General features: G+C 57.0%; 19 protein-coding genes. 3 read left to right on the top strand and 16 right to left on the bottom strand.

Features of this window, described 5'->3' with window-relative positions; all coding sequences use genetic code 11:
• Positions 1-170: 170 nt before the first annotated feature.
• Both HVA01_RS05910 and HVA01_RS05915 read left to right on the top strand, forming a co-directional pair.
• Complete coding sequence (locus tag HVA01_RS05910) at positions 171-1,259, top strand: agmatine deiminase family protein (protein ID WP_146873881.1); 1,089 nt, start codon at positions 171-173, stop codon at positions 1,257-1,259.
• 28 nt (positions 1,260-1,287) lie between these two features.
• Positions 1,288-2,190: a carbon-nitrogen hydrolase gene (locus tag HVA01_RS05915; protein WP_146873883.1), complete on the top strand. Its 903-nt coding sequence runs from the start codon at positions 1,288-1,290 to the stop codon at positions 2,188-2,190.
• Between the two features lie 91 nt (positions 2,191-2,281).
• On the opposite strand, the gene HVA01_RS05920 is transcribed toward HVA01_RS05915, so the two are convergent.
• The 4 genes from HVA01_RS05920 to HVA01_RS05935 all read right to left on the bottom strand — a co-directional run bounded on the left by HVA01_RS05920 (position 2,282) and on the right by HVA01_RS05935 (position 7,881).
• The gene (locus HVA01_RS05920; protein WP_146873885.1) at positions 2,282-3,238 is read right to left on the bottom strand and encodes a Nudix family hydrolase; all 957 of its coding nucleotides are present in this window, start codon (positions 3,236-3,238) and stop codon (positions 2,282-2,284) included.
• A 121-nt stretch (positions 3,239-3,359) separates the two neighbouring features.
• On the bottom strand, positions 3,360-4,589 hold the full coding sequence (gene argJ / locus HVA01_RS05925) for a bifunctional glutamate N-acetyltransferase/amino-acid acetyltransferase ArgJ (protein WP_146873887.1): 1,230 nt from the start codon (positions 4,587-4,589) through the stop codon (positions 3,360-3,362).
• A 58-nt stretch (positions 4,590-4,647) separates the two neighbouring features.
• A complete protein-coding gene (gene secA / locus HVA01_RS05930) occupies positions 4,648-7,380 on the bottom strand; it encodes a preprotein translocase subunit SecA (RefSeq protein WP_146873888.1) in 2,733 nt (910 codons plus the stop codon).
• Between the two features lie 138 nt (positions 7,381-7,518).
• Complete coding sequence (locus HVA01_RS05935; RefSeq protein ID WP_146873891.1) at positions 7,519-7,881, bottom strand: hypothetical protein; 363 nt, start codon at positions 7,879-7,881, stop codon at positions 7,519-7,521.
• Positions 7,882-8,001: 120 nt separating this feature from the next.
• Here HVA01_RS05935 and HVA01_RS05940 point away from each other — a divergent pair, with 120 nt between their 5' ends.
• Positions 8,002-8,463, top strand: a complete 462-nt coding sequence (locus tag HVA01_RS05940; protein ID WP_146873893.1) for a DUF721 domain-containing protein — start codon at positions 8,002-8,004, stop codon at positions 8,461-8,463.
• A gap of 140 nt (positions 8,464-8,603) precedes the next feature.
• Here the strand turns inward: HVA01_RS05940 and lpxC are convergent, their stop codons facing one another.
• The 12 genes from lpxC to HVA01_RS06000 form a co-directional block, all read right to left on the bottom strand.
• Positions 8,604-9,515 (bottom strand): UDP-3-O-acyl-N-acetylglucosamine deacetylase, encoded by a 912-nt coding sequence (gene lpxC, locus HVA01_RS05945; protein ID WP_146873895.1) that lies wholly within the window; start codon positions 9,513-9,515, stop codon positions 8,604-8,606.
• A gap of 134 nt (positions 9,516-9,649) precedes the next feature.
• A complete protein-coding gene (ftsZ, locus tag HVA01_RS05950; RefSeq protein ID WP_146873897.1) occupies positions 9,650-10,825 on the bottom strand; it encodes a cell division protein FtsZ in 1,176 nt (391 codons plus the stop codon).
• A 34-nt stretch (positions 10,826-10,859) separates the two neighbouring features.
• Positions 10,860-12,149 (bottom strand): cell division protein FtsA, encoded by a 1,290-nt coding sequence (ftsA, locus tag HVA01_RS05955; protein ID WP_146873899.1) that lies wholly within the window; start codon positions 12,147-12,149, stop codon positions 10,860-10,862.
• A gap of 333 nt (positions 12,150-12,482) precedes the next feature.
• Complete coding sequence (locus HVA01_RS05960) at positions 12,483-13,196, bottom strand: cell division protein FtsQ/DivIB (protein ID WP_146873901.1); 714 nt, start codon at positions 13,194-13,196, stop codon at positions 12,483-12,485.
• Between the two features lie 24 nt (positions 13,197-13,220).
• Positions 13,221-14,162: a D-alanine--D-alanine ligase gene (locus HVA01_RS05965; RefSeq protein ID WP_146873903.1), complete on the bottom strand. Its 942-nt coding sequence runs from the start codon at positions 14,160-14,162 to the stop codon at positions 13,221-13,223.
• Entirely contained in the window at positions 14,159-15,607 is a 1,449-nt protein-coding gene (gene murC, locus HVA01_RS05970; RefSeq protein ID WP_146874224.1) for a UDP-N-acetylmuramate--L-alanine ligase, read from the bottom strand. The genes HVA01_RS05965 and murC overlap by 4 nt, the downstream gene beginning before the upstream one ends.
• Before the next feature lie 17 nt (positions 15,608-15,624).
• Positions 15,625-16,722 (bottom strand): undecaprenyldiphospho-muramoylpentapeptide beta-N-acetylglucosaminyltransferase, encoded by a 1,098-nt coding sequence (murG, locus tag HVA01_RS05975; protein WP_146873905.1) that lies wholly within the window; start codon positions 16,720-16,722, stop codon positions 15,625-15,627.
• A 33-nt stretch (positions 16,723-16,755) separates the two neighbouring features.
• Positions 16,756-17,937 (bottom strand): putative lipid II flippase FtsW, encoded by a 1,182-nt coding sequence (gene ftsW / locus HVA01_RS05980; protein ID WP_146873907.1) that lies wholly within the window; start codon positions 17,935-17,937, stop codon positions 16,756-16,758.
• Positions 17,934-19,328, bottom strand: a complete 1,395-nt coding sequence (gene murD / locus HVA01_RS05985) for a UDP-N-acetylmuramoyl-L-alanine--D-glutamate ligase (RefSeq protein ID WP_146873909.1) — start codon at positions 19,326-19,328, stop codon at positions 17,934-17,936. The genes ftsW and murD overlap by 4 nt, the downstream gene beginning before the upstream one ends.
• Before the next feature lie 58 nt (positions 19,329-19,386).
• Positions 19,387-20,469: a phospho-N-acetylmuramoyl-pentapeptide-transferase gene (gene mraY, locus HVA01_RS05990; protein ID WP_146873911.1), complete on the bottom strand. Its 1,083-nt coding sequence runs from the start codon at positions 20,467-20,469 to the stop codon at positions 19,387-19,389.
• A 9-nt stretch (positions 20,470-20,478) separates the two neighbouring features.
• Entirely contained in the window at positions 20,479-21,837 is a 1,359-nt protein-coding gene (locus tag HVA01_RS05995) for a UDP-N-acetylmuramoyl-tripeptide--D-alanyl-D-alanine ligase (protein ID WP_146873913.1), read from the bottom strand.
• Positions 21,837-23,330 (bottom strand): UDP-N-acetylmuramoyl-L-alanyl-D-glutamate--2,6-diaminopimelate ligase, encoded by a 1,494-nt coding sequence (locus HVA01_RS06000; RefSeq protein WP_146873915.1) that lies wholly within the window; start codon positions 23,328-23,330, stop codon positions 21,837-21,839. Before HVA01_RS06000 ends, HVA01_RS05995 begins: the two co-directional genes overlap by 1 nt.
• Positions 23,331-23,346 lie beyond the last annotated feature (16 nt).

A 23,346-nucleotide genomic window follows, 5' to 3' on the forward strand; every position in this document is an offset into this window, starting at 1 on the left:
AGTGTCTCTGCATGTGCAAACGGCTATTAGAGCGGTTAGCATCGCACGCGTTCACATGGCGCTTGCAACTTGCCCCGCCACGCCCTACATTGCGCCGGTTTACTGCCTGCGTGGGGCTGCTGTTTTGGTTAAGCTCCGCGTTGGTTTATTGATGGCAACAAAAGGCCTTGATGACATTGGCGACCACGACTTATCGTTTGCTACCCGAATGGCATCCCCAAGACGGGATACAACTGACCTGGCCCCGCCACGACGGCGACTGGGCGCCACTTCTTGAGCGTATCGAAGCCACTCTGGAGCGCATTGTGATAGCCACGGCACGCTACCAGGACGTACTTATTTGTGTACCCGATGAGCGCACCAAAGATCGGTTAGCCGCCACATTTGATGCCTACGGGGTGCCTGCCTCAAGCCTGCAGCTGATTGTCGCACCCACCGACGACACCTGGGCGCGGGATCACGGCCCGATCAGCGTGGTCGATAATGATGGCCAATTAGCCATGCTCGATTACATCTTCACCGGCTGGGGCGGAAAATTCCCCGCTGAACGCGACAACCTGCTCACCCAGCGGCTGGCTGATGCCGGAGTTTGGGCCTGCCCGGTGACCGCAAGGGATTTTGTGCTCGAAGGCGGCGGCATCGAAACCGACGGCGAAGGCACCCTGCTGACCACCGACGCCTGCCTGCTAAACCCTAACCGGAACCCCACACTATCCCGCGCGGCGGTGGAAGCGCAGCTTGGTGAGGATTTTGGCGTTGACCGGGTATTGTGGCTGGCCAACGGTCATTTAGAAGGCGACGATACCGACAGTCATATCGATACACTGGCGCGTTTCTGCGACCCAACCACCATCGCCTACGTACGCTGTGATGACCCCAACGACCCGCACTACCCGGCCTTGGCGGCCATGGAGAAGGAACTGCAGGCTTTCCGGCAGCGCAGTGGCGCGCCCTATCGGCTTATCCCGCTGCCCTGGCCCCAGGCGTGCTTTGACCCAGACGACGGGCACCGCCTACCGGCCACCTACGCTAACTTTTTAATTATTAACCACGCCGTCCTGGTACCCACCTACGGCGACCCAGCGGATGTAACGGCGTTGCAAGCACTGGCATTAGCGTTTCCTGAGCGCACATTGATACCTATTGAGTGCGTCAGCGTGATTCGTCAGCATGGCAGCCTGCACTGTTTAACCATGCAGCTTCCGCAATGCTCGCTTGCCCGGGGCATGCCTGCCAAGCGCTCGGCTGGTACTGATTAAATAATACTGACTGAATAAAGGAGTTCTTATGTCGAACACGTTAACCGTCGCTGTTGTGCAGCAGCCCGCCTGGCCCGATAAAGTACAAAGCCTGGCCTTGAGTGAACAGGGTATCCGTAATGCTGTTGAACAGGGCGCACAGCTGGTTTTGCTGCAAGAACTGCACGCCACCCATTACTTTTGTCAATTCGAAGACCCGGCACTGTTCGACCTAGCTGAACCCCTCGACGGCCCTACCGGGCAGCACCTGGCCGCGCTTGCCCAGGAGCTGGATATTGTGCTGGTCGGGTCGCTGTTTGAGCGCCGCGCAGCAGGCATTTATCACAATACCGCCGTGGTCTATGACCGCGCCAAAGGGCGCGTCGGCCAATACCGCAAAATGCATATTCCTGACGACCCTGGCTTTTACGAGAAGTTTTACTTTACGCCAGGTGATTTTGACAGCGCTCGCGGCGAAGGCTTTACGCCGATTGAGACGTCCCTAGGGCGTCTTGGCGTACTGGTTTGCTGGGACCAGTGGTATCCCGAAGCGGCGCGGCTGATGGCACTGGCCGGTGCCGACTTGCTGCTCTACCCCACCGCCATTGGCTGGGACCCCAACGACGACGGCGAAGAAAAGCACCGCCAGCAAGATGCCTGGACGGTGATTCAGCGCGCCCACGGCGTCGCTAACGGCTTGCCCGTGCTGGTGGCCAACCGGGTTGGCTTTGAGGCGGATCACTCCGGCGTCGGTGACGGCATTCAGTTCTGGGGCGGTAGCTTTATCTGCGGGCCGCAGGGCGAGCTACTGGCCCAGGGGGGCGAAGACGTTGAGCAACTCGTCGTTCAGCTTGACATGGCACGGAGTGAAAATACGCGGCGTATTTGGCCCTATCTGCGCGACCGTCGCGTGGATGCTTATGGTGACTTAACTCGCCGCTACCGCGACTGAGCATCCTTGGTTTCTTATTAAGCAAACAAAACGCCTGCCTCGGCATTCATCCAAGGCAGGCGTTTTTTATCAACCCATAGCTGGCGCTATCTTACTTCCAGAAATCGCGGATGGAGGCGATGCCTTGCGCGCCCACGGCGCGGGCGTGGTTAGCATCAAAACGCGTCATACCGCCGAGAGCAAAAACCGGCATGCCAGCGCGCTCGACCAGCTGTTGGAAGTCGTGCCAACCGAGCGGGAATACTTCCGGGTGTGACGGCGTGGTGCGTAGCGGCGACAGACTCACAAAGTCGCAGCCTAATACCGCCGCTTGAGTAAGCTGCGCTTGGTTGTGCGTCGACGCCGACAGCCACTTGTTTTCGGCAATCGGCCGCCGCTCAAGCTGCATCAAGCGCTCGCTGGTCAGGTGGATACCGTCGGCTTCAACCTGTTCGAGCAACGCTGGCTCACCATTGAGCAGCAGCCGCGCGCCATACTCACGGCATAGCGCCAGGGCGCGCTGGGCACGCGCCACATAGGCCGCTGCGTCCAACTGCTTCGCGCGCAACTGCACCAGGCGAACATTGTCTTCGCGCAGTGCACGCTCCAGAAAGCCATCGAAACGCGCTTCATCAGCCTCTTCAGCGGTTATCAAATACTCAGTAGGCAGCCTTACCGCACGCAGGATGGGCAGATTAGCCGCCGGGAAAGGATAGTTGGCGAGCTCGCTCATGGGCACCCAGCGCACCGCCTGCCCTTCGCGGCCAAAGGGCTCACCGGCAAAGGCGTGTACCTGCCATACGTCGAGCAGGATATGCTTGTCAGGGTACTCGTGGTGGACACGGATCAATGGCTGGGCAGAGACAATTTCAACGCCCAGCTCCTCGTGCAGCTCACGCTTTAAGCCCTCAAGCCCTGTTTCGTAAGGGGCAAGCTTGCCCCCCGGAAATTCCCAAAGCCCGCCATGATCAACGTTTGACGGCCGACGAGCGATCAATACTTGCTGTTGATCGGCGCTGATAATCGCAGCTGCCGCGACGTGAACCCGTCGTTTTACCTTTATGCTCATAGACTCATATACTCGTTACGTCTTTATCCACTGCGCGCACCAATACTGACGGCATTGATGCTGTCTCGCTACGTTTGCCCATTATCACCGCTCCTCTGTCACCCCGCTTGGGGCAACATGACTAGCTGCGATAATCCGCGTTGATCGACACATAGTCATGGGAGAGGTCGGAAGTCCATACCGTGGCACTTTCTTCGCCGCGCCCCAGATTAATGCGAATGGTAATGTCTGATTGCGCCATCACGGCGCTACCGGCTGCTTCGGTGTAATCGGCGGCACGCCCGCCGTCTTCCACGAGACGCACGTCGCCCAAGTCAATCACCACGCGGTTAACGTCAAAATCGCTTACCGGGGCGCGCCCCACGGCCGCTAGGATACGCCCCCAGTTAGCATCCGAGGCGTAAAGCGCGGTTTTCACCAGCGGTGAGTGAGCAACCGTAAAGGCCACATCCAGCGCCTCTTGGCGACTTTTAGCCTCGCCGACCTGAAGGGTGACAAACTTAGTCGCGCCTTCACCGTCACGAATAATCGCTTGGGCAAGCTCGGTCATTACCCGCTGCAACGCATTGCGGAACACGACGATCTGTTCTTCATCGACGATGCGCAGGCCTGTCCCGGTTGCCGCCAACATACAGGCGTCGTTGGTCGAGGTATCGCTGTCGACGGTGATACAGTTAAACGAGCGATCGACCGTTTCGCGCAGCAAACTATCCAACAGCGGCTGCTCGATGGCGGCGTTAGTCACCACAAAGCCCAACATGGTCGCCATGTCGGGCTTAATCATGCCTGACCCTTTGGCGATGCCATTAATGCTCACCTGCTGACCTGCGATCTCCAGCGTAACGCTCGCGCCTTTGGCGCGGGTATCGGTCGTCAATATCCCCAGCCCCGCGTGATGCCAGGCGGAGCTGTCGCTGGCCAGTGTCTGCAGCGCAGGCGCCAAGCCAGCCAACAGCCGCTGCATGGGCAGCGGCTCACCAATCACACCGGTTGAAAACGGCAGCACCTCTTCGGCTGACACGCCGACTTGCTCGGCAAGTGCTGCACAGCTAGCGCGTGCATCGTGCAGGCCTAATTCGCCCGTGCCAGCATTCGCATTGCCGGTGTTAATCAGCCAGTAGCGCGGCGAACGACCTGCCGCGCGACAATGCTCAATATGCTGTTTGGCCACTACCACCGGCGCGGCGCAAAATGCATTACGGGTAAAGACCCCTGACACCGTGGCTGTTGGGGGTAGCTCTATCACCACCACATCACGGCGATCCGGCTTTTTGATACCCGCCATTGCATGTCCCAGGCGCACCCCGTCAAGGGGCGGCAACTCTGGAAAAGGAATGTTTCCCACCGCCATGATTTTCTCCTTTAGGCAGACGCTCTCTCAGGCGTCATCTCATCAGACACCATCGCGGTTAGCTTAATTTGCCACAGCACTGCTTATATTTTTTACCCGAGCCGCAATAACAAGGATCATTACGACCGACTTTTGGCCCTTCGCGCCGAACCGGACGTCCATCAGCGCCAGACGCTTCTGAAGGCGTTGCGGGCATCTCATCGGCTGGATCATCGTGCCGGCTTGCCGCGCTGGCAGTCTCCCGCTCTAGCGCTTCCCGACGCTGACGCTCAAGCGCGTCGACTTCCTCGGGCTGGCGTACCTGAACGTGACTGAGGATACGCGTTACGTCTTCCTTAATATGGTCGAGCAGCTGTTCAAAGAGCGCAAAGGATTCACGCTTGTACTCCTGCTTGGGGTTCTTCTGCGCATAGCCACGCAGGTGAATACCGCGACGCAGGTGATCCATTGACTGAAGGTGTTCTTTCCAGCGCGTATCCAATACTTGCAGCATCACCTGCTTCTCAAAGCGGCGAATCAGCTTTTCACCCGCGGCCTCGACTTTGGCGGCATAAGCGTCGCGATGCATGGTTTGCAGCCGTTCGCGCAACTGCTCTTCATTGAAGCGGTCATCCTCGGCGGCCCATTTCACCAGCGGCACATCAAGGTTAAATTCCGTTTTAAGATGCGCCTCCAAGCCTGGCAAATCCCACTGTTCAGGCAGGCTCTGCGGCGGCACATAGCTGCTGATGGCCGATTCCATCACTTCTTCACGAATGCCGATAACGGCATCAGCGACATCGTCCGCCGCGAGAACTTCATTGCGCTGGTCATAGATTACCCGGCGCTGGTCGTTGGCAACGTCATCGTACTCGAGCAACTGCTTGCGAATATCGAAGTTACGCCCCTCAACTTTCTTCTGGGCACGCTCAACGGCGTTAGAAACCATCTTATGCTCAATGGCTTCACCGTGTTCAAGGCCCAACGCCTGCATCAGGCGTTTGACGCGATCTGAGCCAAACAGACGCATTAGACTATCTTCAAGCGATAAGAAGAAACGCGTCGAGCCGGGGTCGCCCTGGCGCCCGGCACGGCCACGCAGCTGGTTATCGATACGCCGCGATTCATGGCGCTCAGAGCCCACCACGTGTAATCCGCCGGCTTCCAGCACGCCATCGTGACGCGCCTGCCAATCGGCTTTCAGCGCATCAACCTGCGCTTGGCTGGGATTTTGCAGTTTGGCGACTTCTGCCTCCCAGTTGCCGCCCAGCACGATGTCAGTACCGCGACCGGCCATGTTGGTGGCGATGGTAATCGCCCCCGGACGGCCCGCCTGGGCAATGATCTCAGCTTCACTCTGGTGCTGCTTGGCATTGAGTACGTTGAACGCCAGCCCGGCCTCTTGCATCAGATTGGCGAGATACTCGGATGTTTCAATCGAGGCAGTACCCACCAAGACGGGTCGCCCGGCTTCGGTCTCGGTTTTGACATCCTTAATGATCGCTTCGTATTTTTCTTCAGCGCTCAGATAAACCAAGTCATTAAGGTCTTTACGTACCAACGGACGGTTGGTGGGAATCACCACCACATCAAGGGCGTAAATCTGCCGAAACTCAAAGGCTTCAGTATCTGCCGTACCGGTCATACCGGCTAACTTTTCATACAGACGGAAGTAATTCTGGAACGTCGTTGAGGCAAGCGTCTGGCTTTCCCGCTGCACCGTAACGCCCTCTTTGGCTTCGACAGCTTGGTGCAAGCCTTCCGACCAGCGACGCCCCGGCATAGAGCGACCGGTATGCTCGTCGACGATGACGACCTGGTCCTCAGACACGATATAATCGACATCACGGTGATAAAGATGACGGGCACGCAGCGCTGAATGCATATGCTGAAGCAAATTGAGATTTTGCGCGGCGTAAAGCGACTCGTCCTCGCTTAGCAGCCCTTCAGCGCGCATGAGCTCCTCAACCTTGTTGTGCCCCTGCTCTGTCAGCTCGACTTGCTTTTGTTTTTCATCGACCAGGAAGTCACCGACTACTGTGGCCTCCTCGTCTTCAAGCTCTTCACCCTTTTCAAGCCGCTGGGCGAGCTGGTTGACGACTTTATACAGGTCGGTATTTTCGTCGACAGCCCCGGAGATAATCAGCGGCGTACGCGCTTCATCGATAAGAATTGAGTCCACTTCGTCGACAATCGCAAAATGCAGGCCGCGCTGGACTTTATCGTCTAGCGAGAACGCCATGTTATCGCGCAGATAATCGAAGCCGAATTCGTTGTTGGTGCCGTAGGTAATATCGCACTGATACGCATGGCGCTTCTCTTCGCCGGCTTGCCCCGAAAAGATAACCCCGATCGTAAGCCCTAAAAACTCGTAGAGAGGACGCATCCACTCCGCATCACGGCGCGCCAAGTAATCGTTCACCGTTACGACATGCACGCCTTTGCGGGTCAAGGCATTGAGATAAACCGCCAATGTGGCCACCAGGGTTTTACCTTCACCGGTTTTCATTTCCGCAATGCGGCCACGGTGCAGCGTCATCCCGCCGACCATCTGCACGTCAAAGTGACGCATGCCCATCACGCGCTTACTGGCTTCGCGCACAACGGCAAACGCAGGGGTCAATAAGTTATCTAAAGGCTCACCTGCGTCTAAGCGCTGGCGCAGTTCCGCCGTTTTGCCCTGTAGATCGGCGTCGCTCAGTGCCTCAAACTCGGCTTCAAGCGAATTGATAGGCGGCACATGTTTGTGCATGCGCTTTACTTCGCGATCATTTTTCGACCCAACGACTTTACGTAATAAATTATTAAGCATGAAATATTCCAGTATTCATGAGCGACCCATCGAGTCTCGCTCTAAGTATGCAAAACCTGTGTATGCAAGCCCTGTGTTTGCAAACCCTGTGTCATCTGCACATTTGTGGGGTGCAAAAGCAGGGACAACCTAGCGGTATTAACGATTATCGTGCTGGGCAGGTGGACCGCGTTGGGTCAAAACGTCGCGCGCTGCTACCCGCATGGCCATCGGGGGAAGCCAATTGAACACCCTCTGCACGGGAGAAAAGCGCTGGAGGCGACGCGCCCAGCGGCGCAGCGCGCGCCGCCTTTTGGCAATCCAGTGCGATTGGGCACGTAAAATCGCGGGTACCCAAAAACAGATAGTGACGCTGCGTTCGCCGCTGCGAAAAGCGTCCGAAGGGCCTAAACTGGCGGGCAATAGACAGCTTACTAGCAAGCCAGCCAGCCACCAACGCGCCATACCGTAACGGCGTTGGCGCCGCGGCAAAGCAGATTGAACTTCAAGCGTGGGTGACATGCTGTAGACCGGCTCCTGAGCGTGGTAAAGTCTGCTAATAAGTCACCTCGGTGAGCATGACCAACATCATTATTAGCATTGGCGGCACCTTAAGATAGCGGCACCCTAGGAATTAAGCGTATGAGTATAAAGGTTAAGCGTTCTCGCGCCCAGCCCATCGCCCGTCTGCTCTCTAAGTCCGGCGATATTAATCAGTTAATGCGTCTATCGCGGTTAATCGACCAGGCGCAACGACACCTTCGCGCGCATTTACCCGAAGAAATGCGCGAACATATCTTTGTCGGCGGCTTTCGCGACGGTCGGCTTACGCTGATTAGCGGTCAAGCGAGTTGGCTGACGTGGCTGCGTTTTGAGCAGCGGCGCCTACTAGAGCTGCTGCACCAGCTGCCCGGTTTTGAAGGCGTCAATGGCTTTACCTTCAAGGTCCGCCCTGTACACCCCATCGTGGCGCCTAAGCGTAATACCCGCAGCCTGTCGGCAAATGCCGGTAAAACCTTAGCTGAATGCGCCGAAGACACCACCAACCCGACGTTAAAACGGGCCTTGGAACGGCTTGCTTCCCATGCATCGACGTCCAAATAACCCAACGCCCTGAGCTTTGCGTGCTGTTAAAACGCATAAAGCACCGCCTGAGCGGTGCTTTATTAACCAGATCATGTGCTGAAATCAGCGCACTTAGCTAAGATCAGCGCACTAAGACGGAAGCATTTAAAAAAACGGGATTACGCCATGGCGGGCGCTGAATACGATATCGGCGCCACCGCCTTGTCTTCTTCGAAAGTGACGATTTCGTAAGCTTCCGGCTGCGCCATCAGCTCACGACACAGCTTATTATTTAGCGCATGACCGGATTTCACGCCGCGAAATTCGCCTATCAGGCTGTAGCCTAACTGGTATAAATCGCCAATCGCGTCCAATACCTTGTGTTTTACAAACTCATCTTCGTAGCGCAGCCCACCTTCATTCACAATGCGGTAATCATCGACCACGATGGCATTGTCTAAACTGCCGCCCAGCGCCAAGTTGTTGGAGCGCAAAAACGCCAGGTCACGCATAAAGCCGAAGGTACGCGCACGCGACACTTCTTTAACAAAAGAGGTAGTAGAAAAATCAATCAGCGCGGTCTGCTTCTGTTGATCAAAGACAGGATGGTCAAAGTCGATTGCGAAGCAGACCTTAAAACCCTGGTGCGGCAGGAAAACAGCCTCTTTGTCGCCGTCGGTGACGGCAACGCGGTGCTTGATACGAATAAATTTCTTCGCCGCGTCCTGCTCTAAAATACCCGCTGACTGAATCAGAAACACAAACGGGCTCGCACTACCATCCATGATCGGCACTTCGGGCTCGCTAACGTCCACATAGGCATTATCAATGCCCAGCCCAGCAAACGCAGACATCAGGTGTTCTACCGTGGCTACTTTCACCCCATTATACGAAAGTGCCGTGCACAGCGTGGTATCTTCTACCAGCTCAGCCCGCGCAGGCACATGAGCCATGGGGTCCAGATCGGTTCTGACAAACACAATCCCAGTGTTGGCTGGCGCCGGCCGCAAAGCCAGGTGGACTTTTTTGCCTGAATGCAGGCCCACTCCGGTAGCGCGAATGACGTTTTGAAGGGTGCGTTGTCTGATCATGGATAGTAGTCGAACTCTGAAGACGGTAATGACCGTGAGGAAAAGGTTATCAAACAGTGTTCACTTTAACAGCTAAGGGACGTTTTAGCCAATAAAACGCCCGCTAGCTGTTGCAATGAAGCTAATAAAGACAATCAATCCGCCTGGCGGCGTAGAAACGCTGGGATATCCAGATAGTCGTCGGCTTCGCTAGCGCGACGCTTTTCAGGACGTGGTTTGGCGGACGCTTCGGTTGCTTCGGCACGTGCCGTTGCCTGCTGACGCATCACCGTCGGCTGCTGCAACTTGCGGTAATCCGATGATTCCGCCGCGGAACGACGCGCCGGCTCGCGCGCGGCCACCTGAGGCTTTTGCCCATCTAAGCCAGCCGCAACGACGGTGACACGCAGCTCATCGGACATTTCCATATCAATGGAAGTACCCACGACAATGGTGGCATCCGGAGAGGCAAACTCTTGTACCGTGGCCCCCACGTCATTGAACTCGCCGATCGATAGATCAGGGCCAGCCGTGATATTGACCAGAATGCCGCGGGCGCCGTGCAGATCGATATCTTCCAGCAACGGACTGCGGATCGCTTTCTCTGCCGCTTCACGGGCACGATTTTCGCCCGTTGCCCCACCGGTGCCCATCATCGCCATGCCCATTTCAGACATGACAGTACGCACATCGGCAAAGTCGACGTTGATAATGCCCGGACTGGTGATCAATTCCGCAATGCCCTGAACAGCGCCCAACAGCACATCGTTCGCCGCACTAAAGGCCGTCAGCAGCGTGGCATTTTTCCCCAGCACGGAAAGCAGTTTTTCGTTGGGAATCGTGATCAGCGAGTCAACGTGCTCAGAGAGCTCTTTCATGCCCTCTTCTGCAGCACGCATACGCTTTGGCCCTTCGAAGGGGAAAGGCCGCGTGACCACCGCCACGGTGAGAATGCCCAGCTCTTTGGCGACCTGGGCAACCACCGGTGCGCCTCCAGTACCCGTACCACCGCCCATACCGGCAGTGATAAACACCATATCGGCACCGACCAGCAATTCCGCAATACGTTCGCGGTCTTCCATGGCCGCCTGGCGACCCACGTCGGGATTGGCACCGGCGCCCAACCCTTTGGTGATTTCAGCGCCTAGCTGCAATACCGTTTTCGCCGATACGCGCTTTAACGCCTGGGCGTCGGTGTTAGCGCAGATGAATTCCACGCCTTCAATATTGCTTTCGACCATGTGGTTAACAGCATTGCCGCCACCGCCGCCAACGCCAACCACTTTGATGACCGCACTGCTCGAGGGTGCGTTATCTACCAATTCGAACATAAGCCCCGTCTCCTGAACCGCACTTGCGGCCCTGTCAGAAATTTCCTTTGAACCAGCCTTTAAATCTTGCCAGCGTCGAATGGTCTTCCTTGATATCACGCCGGGCAAGCTCGTTGCGACCCTTGTGCACCGCAACGACTCCCCCGTGGCTTTTTAGCCCTTGCCCATGACGCGTTTCCTGCAAGGCATAATGCAGCAGACCAACGCCCGTCGCATAGATGGGGTTACGCACAACGTCCGCCAAACCTCTTACGTTCTGCGGACATGCGATACGAACGGGCATATGAAAAATCTCTTCTGCCAATTCGCTAACACCTTCCATGCGCGAGGTGCCACCGGTAAGTACTATCCCAGCAGCCACCATGTCTTCATAGCCACTACGGCGTAATTCGTCTCTTACTAGCGTAAACAGTTCTTCATAGCGCGGCTCTACCACTTCAGCGAGTGCCTGCCGCGATAAATCGCGTGCCGGACGATCACCGACGCTAGGAACTTTAATCATTTCATCGCTTGCGGCTAGATGGGTCAGTGCACAAGCGTATTTAACTTTGATTTCTTCAGCGTGCTGCGTTGGCGTGCGCAATGCCATGGCAATATCGTTAGTCACTTGGTCACCGGCGATAGGGATAACCGCCGTATGGCGTATAGCCCCTTCGGTAAAGATCGCCATATCGGTGGTCCCACCACCAATATCCACCATACAGACGCCAAGCTCTCGCTCGTCTTCGGTCAGCACCGCCATACTGGAGGCGAGTTGCTCCAAGATAATGGCGTCCACCTCCAAACCACAGCGCCGCACACACTTTTCGATATTTTGCACCGCATTGGCGGCGGCTGTCACTAAATGCACCTGCGCTTCCAAGCGTACACCGGACATACCCAGCGGTTCGCGAATGCCGCCCTGGGCATCAATCGAGAACTCTTGAGGCAATACGTGTAGCACACGCTGACCCTCAGAAATAGCGCGTGCACGGGCAGAATCGATAACGCGCTCTATGTCGGAGGGTGTCACTTCACGCTCTTTAATGGCAACCACACCATCGGAATTCATTGAGCTGATATGACTACCGGCCACACCGACATAGACAGAGTGAATATCACAGCCGGCCATCAATTCGGCTTCTTCCACTGCCCGCTGGATAGACTGTACCGTCGATTCAATATTGATCACGACGCCCCGCTTCATACCACGTGAAGGGTGAGAGCCAATACCGGCAATTTCAATACCGCCGTCATCGGTCGCTTGACCGACTATTGCGACGACCTTGGACGTTCCAATGTCCAGCCCGACCACCATATTGGATGCGTTTGGTGAGCCTGCCATGAGTCGGGGAATCTCCTTGCGTCATTTTTAAAAAGAAAGTAACTATAAAAAGCTGAGTTAGCGCTTACCTCCAAAACAACGTTTGAAGGCGCACGACCCAACATAATCAATGTTGTTTTGCGAACATTGGCTAACTACCACTAGCTAAAAATAATTGAGTTATAAAAATACATTTAGCCAGCGTCTGCCCCATAGTATAGAAACAATGGATGCAATACGACTAGCACAAACTTACACCAATAGACGTTGAAAGCAAATTATCACCGCCGGTTGGCTTTGCAGCGATGGCAACTACTTACTTTTACTCCTTATTAGCATTCAGCAGTAGCAATGTTACTCACCTTGCTCGTCAAATTCACTTTGTCCATGCCACGCAACGGCAACGCCATTCGGGTAGCGTAGATCGATATAGCGGATCTGTTCGCCAAGCGAATATAACTCGCGCTGCCATGAAGACGATAAACGGGCTAAACGCACTTCATGTTGGCGTCGTCCTAGTATTACCCAAACGCCATCATTTAGCTGTAGCCGCCAAGCGCCACGGGGCTCTAAACGCAGTTGAGTAAGCGCGAGCGATAACTGTTCAAAATGGGGTTTTAGCCGATGATAGTAATCCAATACCTCTTCACTACTACCGGCGGGGCCTGCCAAATCCGGAAGACCAGCTGGCGCAGATAAGGGCGCAAAAGCAAAAGGCTCGCCCTCACTATTGAGTAAGAAATCGTCATTCCAACGCGCCGCGGGCTGCTGCTCAATCAACTCAAACACTAGCGCATCGGGCCATTCACGGGAAATACGTACTTCGTTCAACCAGCCGATTGTTAGCGCCCTGTCGCGTAGCTCACCAAGATCTGCCGAGAGCCAAGTGGCATCGACGACTAATGGCGCAAGCTGGGTGCGCAAGTAATCGGCGCTGACGTAGTCCCACTCGCCGCGAATAGACACCCGCTCAATCGGGCGGTCTAGCCACAGCCAAAGCGCACGGCTACCCGCACCCACTAGCAGGGCTAATAGGATGATTCCCAACCAAGCATTACGCCTTTTCATAAGGTGCTTTTAATAGGCCATTGTTCATGCGGTGGACGGCTCGCCGGCAGTGTCGAGAATGTGGAGCACCAGATCATCAAAAGCAATACCGGCGTACGCCGCCGCCTGGGGGACCAAGCTGTGATCGGTCATGCCAGGCACCGTATTGACTTCCAGTAGCCAAAAGCGCCCTTCGCTATCGCGCATCACATCAACGCGCCCCCACCCTTCACCGCCAATGGCCGCAAACGCCTGTTGGCAGAGCACCGCAAGCGTTGCTTCTTGTTCGACAGCAAGGCCGCAAGGCAAGTGGTACTGAGTGGTATTAGCGATATATTTGGCTTCGTAGTCGTAGAACCCACCGGGCACTTCAACGCGAATCGCGGGCAGTGCCTGGTCGCCCAACAGCGCGACGGTGTATTCTTCGCCCACGACAAAGCGCTCCGCCATCACCCGGGCGTCAAACTGCGCCGCCTCTCGATACGCGGCTTCAAGTGCCGTCTGGCTCTTAACAATACTAATGCCCAGCGTCGAGCCTTCGTGCACGGGCTTTACCATCAGCGGCAGACCCAGTTGCGCCACCACGGCTGACCAGTCCGCGGAGGCTTCCAACATAATACTTTCCGGGGTAGGTAGCCCAACCGCGCTCCAGACCTGTTTAGTGCGCTGTTTATCCATCCCTAACGCCGAGGCGAGCACCCCGCTGCCGGTATAAGGGATATCAAGCAACTCCAAAGCCCCTTGCAGGGTGCCATCTTCGCCGCCGCGGCCATGCAGGGCAACAAAGACCACAGAGGGAGCCAGTTGCTCTAAACCTACCAGGCCATTGTCACGAGGGTCATAGCCGCAGGCATCGACGCCTTTCCGCTGCAGCGCCTCAAGCACCGCCGCACCGCTTTTAAGCGATACCTCACGTTCAGCAGAGGTGCCACCATAAACAACCACGACTTTTCCAACAGATGGGGGCGTTGTTGGGTCGACGCTCATAGATCCACCTCACTCATGACTAGCTGCGCCTGCGCCAGGCGCTGGGAGATTCCGCCCACATCACCGGCACCCTGGGTAATTAAAATATCGCCGGGGCGTAATACATTGTTTAGTAGCACGGGCAGCTCGTGTGTATGCTCGACAAACAGCGGATCGACTTCACCGCGCTGGCGAATGGAACCTGCCAAGGTACGTCCTTCAGCGCCAGGAATCACCGCCTCACCGGCACTATAGACATCCAGCAGCACCAGCGTATCGACTTGGGAAAGCACCCGCACAAAGTCTTCGTACAAATCACGCGTGCGGGTATAGCGATGCGGCTGGTAAAGCATTACCAAGCGCCGTTCTGGCCAACCAGCACGGATCGCCTGAATGATCATGTCAACTTCACGGGGATGGTGGCCATAATCATCCACCAGCATGATGTCGCCATCGCCTTTCGGCGCGGGGAAATGGCCGTGCACTTGAAACCGACGCCCCACCCCGGCAAAACCCGCCAGGCCGCTCAAAATAGCGCTATCGCTTACACCTGCATCGGTGGCTACCACAATCGCCGCCATGGCATTCAGGGCGTTATGGCGCCCTGGCATGGCTAAACGGACATTTAACGGCGCAGCCCCCGCTGGGCGTAGCGCTGTAAAAGACACCTCACCACCGCGCTGGGTAAAACCAACAATGCGATAATCGGCATCGCTATCAAACCCGTAGGTCACGAACTGGCGCTTTACCTGTTCGCACAGCACGCGCACGTGGGGGTCATCGATACACAGCACCGCTAATCCATAGAACGGGAGATTGTGCAGAAATTCGATAAAGGTGCTTTTTAGACGCTCAAAGTCACCGCCGTAAGTGGCCATATGGTCCGCATCAATATTGGTAACGATCGACACCATCGGCTGTAGATGCAAAAACGATGCATCCGACTCATCTGCTTCGGCAACTAAGTAGTCGCCTTCCCCTAGCCGGGCATTGGCACCGGCACTGGTCAGTTTGCCGCCAATCACAAAGGTCGGATCCAGCCCGCCCTCCGCCAGTAGGGTGGCGGTTAAGCTGGTGGTGGTGGTTTTGCCATGGGTGCCCGCCACCGCGATACCGTGGCGGAAACGCATCAGCTCAGCGAGCATTTCAGCCCTGCGCACGACCGGCACACGGTGCTCGTGGGCCCAGCGTATTTCCGGATTGGTTTCATCAATGGCGCTGGACACTACCACTACATCGGCGCCTTCCACATGAGCCTCGGCATGGCCAATCGTTACACAAACACCGCACTGACGCAGCCGCTCGACAACGGCAGAGGCTTTCATATCACTGCCGCTGACGGTATAGCCTTGATTAACCAACACCTCGGCGATACCGCACATGCCGGCCCCACCGATACCGACAAAATGAAGGCGGCGAATGCGGCGCATGCCTGGGCCAGTCGTGGCACCACGCGGGGGCGTCATGGACTTCACTGAATCGGTCACGCAGAGTCTCCTAATGGCACCATCTCCAAACACCCTTTGGTTAAGCGCTCAGTGGCGTCTAAATGGGCGGCCTGACGTGCTTTCGACGCCATTGCCGCCAGGGTATTGGGGACGAGTAATTCATGTAAACATTGACTTAACCGTTCAACGGTCAGCTCTGACTGGACAACACACTTTGCAGCACCCGCCTTAACCAATACCTGCGCATTAATGCGTTGGTGGTCGTCGACCGCAAAGGGAAAAGGCACCAGCAGCGATGGTTTAGCCGCCGCGGCCAACTCGGCGACGGTAAGCGCGCCTGACCGACATACCACCAAATCGGCCCACTCATAGGCGGCGGCCATATCGTCAATAAACGGGCTCACCTCAGCGCTCACGCCGTGCTGTTGATAATTGGCGGTAGTGGCCTCTTCACGGCTTTTACCCGCCTGATGGCGCACCTGGGGGAGTTGTTCAACGGGCAACGTAGCCAGCGCTGGGGCCAAACGCTCGTTAAGCGCGACAGCGCCAAGCGAGCCGCCCACGACCAGCAAACGCAGCGGTCGAGCGGTAAGTGTCGCGACATCACGCGGCGAGTCTCCCAAGGCGGCAATATCTTCACGCACCGGATTACCAATCACTTCCGCTCGCTCCCCAAAGGCCTCGGGGAAGGCAGCAAAAGTACGCTTGGCCAGACGTGATAAGGCACGGTTGGTCAGCCCTGCCACGGCATTCTGTTCATGAATCACCATAGGAATACCCGACAGCCACGCCGCCAATCCACCGGGGCCACTGGCAAAGCCACCCAAGCCGACCACCACGTCAGGCTTAAAACGACGGATGACGGCGCGCGCCTGCCAAACCGCACGGCTAAGATTGAGGGGCGCTTTGAGCCAACCCGCCAGCCCATTACCGCGCAGCCCGCTAATCGCAATGGTATGCAGTGCAATACCCGCCTCGGGCACCAGACGGTTTTCAATCCCCCGTGGACTGCCCAGCCATTCAACCACTACCTGCTGGGTTTGCAATGCTCGCGCGAGAGACAATGCAGGAAACACATGGCCACCGGTGCCACCTGCCATTATCAATACGCGTCGAGGTGAATTTGTCGTCACATCAAACTCCTGATAGCACCAAGCGGCATAGCGTTACGATAAACGCGGCTCATGGCGTGATTTATATGGGGTGGAGGCGCGCCGGGGCCGGTGACGGGTTTCGGCATCCGTGCGCAGCAGCAGTCCCACCATCACGCCTGTCACCAATAGACTAGAACCGCCGTAACTCATCAGCGGTAGCGTCAGTCCCTTGGTGGGCAACAGCCCAGAACTTACTGCCATATTAATAAACGCCTGTGCCGCCACCACAAACCCAATCCCGTAGCTGACGTAGGCACCAAAAAGATGGCCCGCAAGCTCTGCTTGACGGCCAATCCACATAGCGCGGGCAATAAACAAGGTAAATAGCAGTACCACGATAATCGCGCCGATCATGCCTAGCTCTTCGGCGATGACGGCAAAAATAAAGTCGGTATGCGCCTCAGGTAGATAGTGCAATTTTTGCACGCTGTTACCCAGGCCGGTTCCGGTCACGTGCCCGCGTCCAAACGCAATCAACGCCTGGGTTAACTGGTAGCCGGTGGCAAATTGGTCCGCCCAGGGGTCAAGAAAACTTGTCCAGCGGGCCAGCCGGTAAGGCTCAATCACCACCATCATGACGGCCCCAGAGCCCAGCAGTATCCCGCTGCTACCCAGCAGCAGCAGCGACGCCCCACTCATCATCAACATGCCGATGACGCAGGTGGTCAGTACGACCATGCCACCGAAATCAGGCGCTAAAAACAGCAAACCCGCGGGCGCGGCCAGTACGGCGAGCGGGCGCCACATGCTGAACGCCCGGCGGCGCAGGTCGTAAGCGAAGCGTGACATAAACGCCGCCATATAAAAAATCAGCCCGACCTTTGCAAATTCAGAAACTTGCAAACTAGGCAGCGGACCTGGCAACGCTATCCAACGCTTACTGCCGTTAATCTCCTGGCCGATGATCAACACCAGAACCAGCAGAAAAATACTCGCGAGTAGAATCAGTGCCGCATTTTGGCGCCAGAGCTCAAGCGGCACACAGAGTACAAATAGGCAGGCCATAATGGCGAGAATCAAGAAAGTACCGTGCTGGCGTGCGTAGTGGTAGGTATCTTCCAACAAACCAATCGACGCTGAACTGACCATCACCCACCCCAGCCCCGCCAAAGCGACGGTGGCGATTACGAGCCAGATATCGCAGGGTAGATGGCGTGTGGTCAACGCCTCACGCAGACGCTCAATTCGGCTCATTGCGTTGTTCCCCTAGCGGCACTCTGTGCAATTTCCGCGACGCATTGGCGAAAAACGTCACCGCGCTCTTGATAGTTAGCAAACTGATCCAGGCTGGCGCAGGCGGGCGATAACAGCACGCAGTCGCCCGGCTGGGCAAGCTCAAAAGCTGTTTCAATCGCCTGGGTTAAATCCTCAACCTGAAGGATACTGACGTGTTCAATCAATGCACTGGCTAGCCGCGGGGCATCCAAGCCAAACAGCAGTACATGCCGAGCACACTTCGCCAATGGGAGGGCTAAGGGTGAAAAATCGGCGCCCTTGCCGACCCCACCTGCCAATAAAATCAAACGCCCTTGAAGCGTAGCGCCAATGCCATTAATGGCCGCCAAAGTGGCGCCCACATTGGTGCCCTTGGTGTCGTTGACCCAGGTGACGCCGTTAATTTTGGCAATGACTTCACTGCGGTGCGCCAAGCCTTTAAATTCACGCAGCGCTCGGCACATGGGCTCAGCCGCGAAGCCCAGCGCCTGACCCATGGCCAGGGCAGCCAATGCATTCAAATAGTTATGCTGACCGGTCATGGTTAACTCATCAACCGCCAGCCAGGGCGTGGCGCCCTGCATTAGCGTCAGCTTCTCCGCGTGAGGCGCCAGCCCCCATTCGCTATCGGCTACGGGGGCTTGGTAAGAAAAGACAGTCACTTGCGGAACGGGCTGGACGGGCCAGGTGAGCGCATCATCGGCATTAACCACGGCGTGCTGAGCGCCAATAAAAATACGCTGTTTAGCGGCTTGGTAACCATGCATATCACCATGACGGTCAAGGTGATCTTCGGATAAATTCAAGAACGCTGCGCAAGTTGCGCCCAGATAAGGCGTTGTCTCAAGCTGGAAGCTGGACAGCTCCAGAATATACAGCTCGGCATCGGGATGGCTGGCCAACAGGTCCAGGGCGGGCGTACCCAGATTCCCCCCCACCGCCGCTTTTACACCGGCGGCAGCCGCCATTTCCCCCAACAGTGTGGTCACCGTCGATTTGGCATTCGAACCAGTAATCGCGGCGATGGGGGCGTTAGCCGCGCGTGCAAACAGGGCTATCTCACCGACGACCAAGGGCTCACCGGTGTGCGGATTGGTTTGCCCAGCCAGTGGCGCTAGCCCTGGCATACGCGGGTCAAGCCCTGGGCTCACCACCACCTCTTTAACATCACGCAGGTCCAGCGCCGTTAACATGCCGCAATGAACCTCAACCCCTGGATGAGCCGCTTGAAAGTCATCCAGCCCCGGTGGTTCGGCACGCGTATCCGCTACCATGAAAGGCACCTCTAAGCGGCTTAAATGGCGGCAAATCGCACGCCCCGATACGCCTAGCCCCACCACCAGCGTCAAGCCTTTAGCTACCCGCACCATCCCAGGCTCCTTATCGCGTCATGCCAGCGGCCAGTCAGTACACTCATCGCCAGCTGCATTAACGAATTTTAAGCGTTGCGAGGCCGAGCAGCACCAGCACGACGGTAATAATCCAAAAGCGCACGATCACGCGTGGTTCGGGCCAGCCCTTCAACTCATAGTGATGGTGCAAGGGTGCCATACGAAAAATGCGCCGCCCGGTGAGTTTGTAGGAACCCACCTGCAGAATCACCGACACCGTCTCCATGACAAAGATACCGCCCATAATAAACAGCACGATCTCCTGACGGACGATCACCGCCACGACGCCCAGCGCGGCCCCTAACGCCAAGGCGCCCACATCACCCATAAAGACCTGGGCGGGGTAAGTGTTGAACCATAAGAAACCCAGCCCGGCGCCGGCAATGGTAGCGCAGAAAACCGCTAGCTCGCCGGTACCGGCAATGAAGGGGATATGTAGATAATCGGCAAAGAGGATATTACCGCTGGCATAAGCAAACACTGACAAGCCCATGGCCACCAGCACGGTGGGCATAATCGCCAAGCCGTCAAGACCATCGGTCAAATTAACCGCGTTAGAGCTCCCGACGATGACAAAATAGGTAAGCACGATATAGAAGAGGCCCAGCGGCAGCGCGACCTCTTTGAACATCGGTACTAACAAACTGGTTTCGACCGGCGTAGAGGCGGTCCAATAGAGCAGCACGGCGGCCCCGAGGCCCACTACCGACTGCCAAAAATACTTCCATCGTGCGGGTAAACCACGCGGGTTTTTCTCGACCACTTTGCGGTAATCATCGACCCAGCCGATGGCGCCAAACCCTAGCGTAACGCCCAACACTATCCAAATATAAAAGTTGGTTAAGTCGCCCCATAGCAAGGTGCTCATGGCGATGGCCAGCAGGATCATGGCGCCCCCCATGGTAGGGGTGCCTGCTTTAGAAAGGTGGGACTGAGGGCCATCGTCGCGCACGGATTGCCCGATTTGACCTTCGACCAAACGCCGGATCATCCATGGCCCCAGCCATAGGCAGAGCATTAATGATGTCAGGGCAGCTAGGATCACCCGTAGGGTTAGGTAGTTAAAAACCTGAAAAGCAGATTGGTACTGCGACAGAAAATTCGCCAAGTGAAGTAACATGTGCGGCGTTTACCTTATATCGTCCGCACGCAGTGCATTAACGACATCTTCCATGCCCGCACTACGTGATCCTTTCACCAGCAGCGTGGTGTCCGGCGGCAAAGTATTAGTGACATGACGCTTTAGCGCCTCGTGATCGTTAAAATGCAGCCCACGACCAAAAGCTTCGTTGGCAGCTCGCGCGGCATCGCCCAGCGTGAACAGCTCATCAATACCCAACGCGGCAGCATAGCGGCCAATATCCGCATGCAGGGCCTCTGACTCACTGCCTAGCTCGCCCATCGCCCCTAACGCACACCAGCGTGGCGACGGAAAGCTCGCCAGGGTATCCAAAGCGGCTTTCACCGCGCCGGGATTGGCGTTGTAGGTATCATCGAGCAGCGTAGCGCCGCGTATACCGGCCACCACCGTTAACCTGCCCGCTAACGCTGGCAGCGATTGCAAACCCGTGATTATCTGCGCAGGCGACACCCCCAGCGTTAATGCGGCGGCAGCGGCGGCCAGGGCATTGCTAACATTATGTTTGCCTAGCAAGGGTAACGCTACATGACCCAGTTCTCGACCATGCTGCAATAGCGTGAAAGCATACCGCCCTTGGGGGTCACAGGAAAGCGCTGCGGCGCTCACATCGGCCAGGGAGTGGAAGCCAAAGCTGATGACTCGCCGCGGGGCCGCTCGGGCAGCCCAAAAGGCGTAGTAGTGGTCATCGCGATTCAGAATGGCCGTACCCTGCTTGCCCAGCCCGGCAAGCAGTTCGCTTTTCGCCTGGGCAATCTGCCCCATGCCACCAAATTCGCCGACATGGGCACCGGTGACATTGGTAATAATGGCAATAGCGGGCTGTGCCAATGGCGCCGTCCAAGCAATCTCGCCGAGATGATTCGCGCCTAGCTCTATCACGGCGACTTGATGCTGCTGGCGCAGTCGCAGCAACGTAAGCGGTGCGCCAAAATCGTTGTTCAGATTCCCCTGGGTCGCTAACACCTCCCCTAACGGGGCCAGTAGTGCAGCGCACATTTCCTTTACCGTGGTTTTACCGCTATTGCCGGTGACCGCCACCAAAGGGCCCTGCCAGGTGCGTCGGTGCGCACCGGCCAGCAGGCCTAAGGCTAAGCGCGTATCAGGGCACACTAGCTGGGGTAAGTCGCTCGCCACAGGCGTCTCGACTAGCGCGGCAGCTGCGCCCTGCGCACGGGCATCGTCAACAAAGTCGTGGCCGTCAAAACGCGGGCCTCTTAAAGCGACAAACAGGCACCCGGGCTCAATGTTGCGAGTATCGGTAATCACACAATGAACGGTTAATTGCGCACACTCTGGCGACGCCTCGATGCCGAGCGCCGCGGCCACTTGGCTAAGAGCCCAGCGCATTACTGGGCTCTCCGCAGGGCAAAGGCGCGCTGAATCTCATCGCTATCGGCATAGGCGTGGCGTACGCCCTGAATATCCTGATAGGCCTCATGGCCTTTTCCGGCGATCAGCACCACATCCTGCGGGGCCGCTTGGCGAATAGCGGCGGCGACAGCGTCGCGACGCTCGCCTATTTCAGTCACTCCGGCGTTAGCGGAAAATCCGGCCAGGATCTGCTGGCGAATTTGCCCAGCGGCTTCGTGCCGTGGGTTATCGTCGGTGACCACGATATGATCCGCTAACGGCTCAGCGGCTTTGGCCATTTCAGCTCTTTTCCCGGTATCCCGTTCGCCGCCACAGCCAAACACGCACCATAATTTGCCTGCATCGCCCAAGTGTGCGCGTAATGCTTTAAGCGCGCTCTGCAGAGCATCCGGCGTGTGGGCATAGTCCACCACCACGCTGGGGGCGCCAACATCGCCATACAGCTCCATACGGCCTGGCACAGGGGCAAGCGACGACGCGGCCTCGAACAGGGCATCGAGCGGTTCGCCTAAACCGTAGAGCACCGCCATCGCCAGCAGCACGTTATCTAAATTAAAGCGCCCGATTAAACTTAAGTGCAGCATTTTTTCGCCGTCGGGGGTCGCGACCATCGCCTGTTGACCTTGCTCAAACGCCTGCCAGTCCAGCACCCGCAGCGTCACGGCCTCATCCTGGCCGGTCGCCAATACCCGCACGCTCTTAGCACAGCCCGCTAGCATTAAGCGCACCAGTGCGTCATCGCCATTAACCACCGCCAAACTAAGCTCAGGACGGCGAAACAGCTTCGCTTTCGAGGCAGCGTAGGCCGCCATGCTACCGTGGTAATCCAAATGATCGCGGGTCAGGTTGGTGAAAACACCGACGCTGACGTTCACCGCGTCTAAACGGTGCTGATCCAAGGCATGGGAAGAGGCCTCTAGAGCAACTCGTCGCACCCCCTGCTGGGCCAATTCGCCCAGCGTGGCTTGCAGCGCCAGCGGGCCTGGCGTAGTTAAGCCGCTGTCCAGCAATTTGCCGGGCCGCCCCATGCCCAGGGTACCGATAACGCCCGCCGGCTTGCCTAGCACCTCGCTCAGTGCGGCGATGTAATGAGTGACCGAGCTTTTGCCGTTGGTGCCGGTCACGCCGATCACTTCAAGATCATGCGGCACGTTGAATAAAGCCCGCCCCAGCTCACCTAACTGCAGCGCTAGATCGGGCAGCCAAAGCACCCGGCCATCCAACTGAACAGCGCCTTGATCACCCTGCGCCAAGATTAGCGCAGCGTCGGCGTCAAGCGCTTGCTCGATAAAGTCGCGGCCGTCGTGCTGGCTACCGGGCACTGCCACAAAAACGTCGCCCTGGGTGAGCTTGCGCGAATCGGTTTCAATGCGCACTTGCTCCGGCAACGTAGGCAGCTCGGCGGGCAGTGATGACTCGGGCCATACTTGCGTGAGCGCCGTCAACACATCGCTTGGACTCAGCGTCATGCAATCTCCTTAAAAA

This window comes from Halovibrio variabilis, assembly GCF_007991175.1.
GTDB classification, from domain to species: domain Bacteria; phylum Pseudomonadota; class Gammaproteobacteria; order Pseudomonadales; family Halomonadaceae; genus Vreelandella; species Vreelandella variabilis.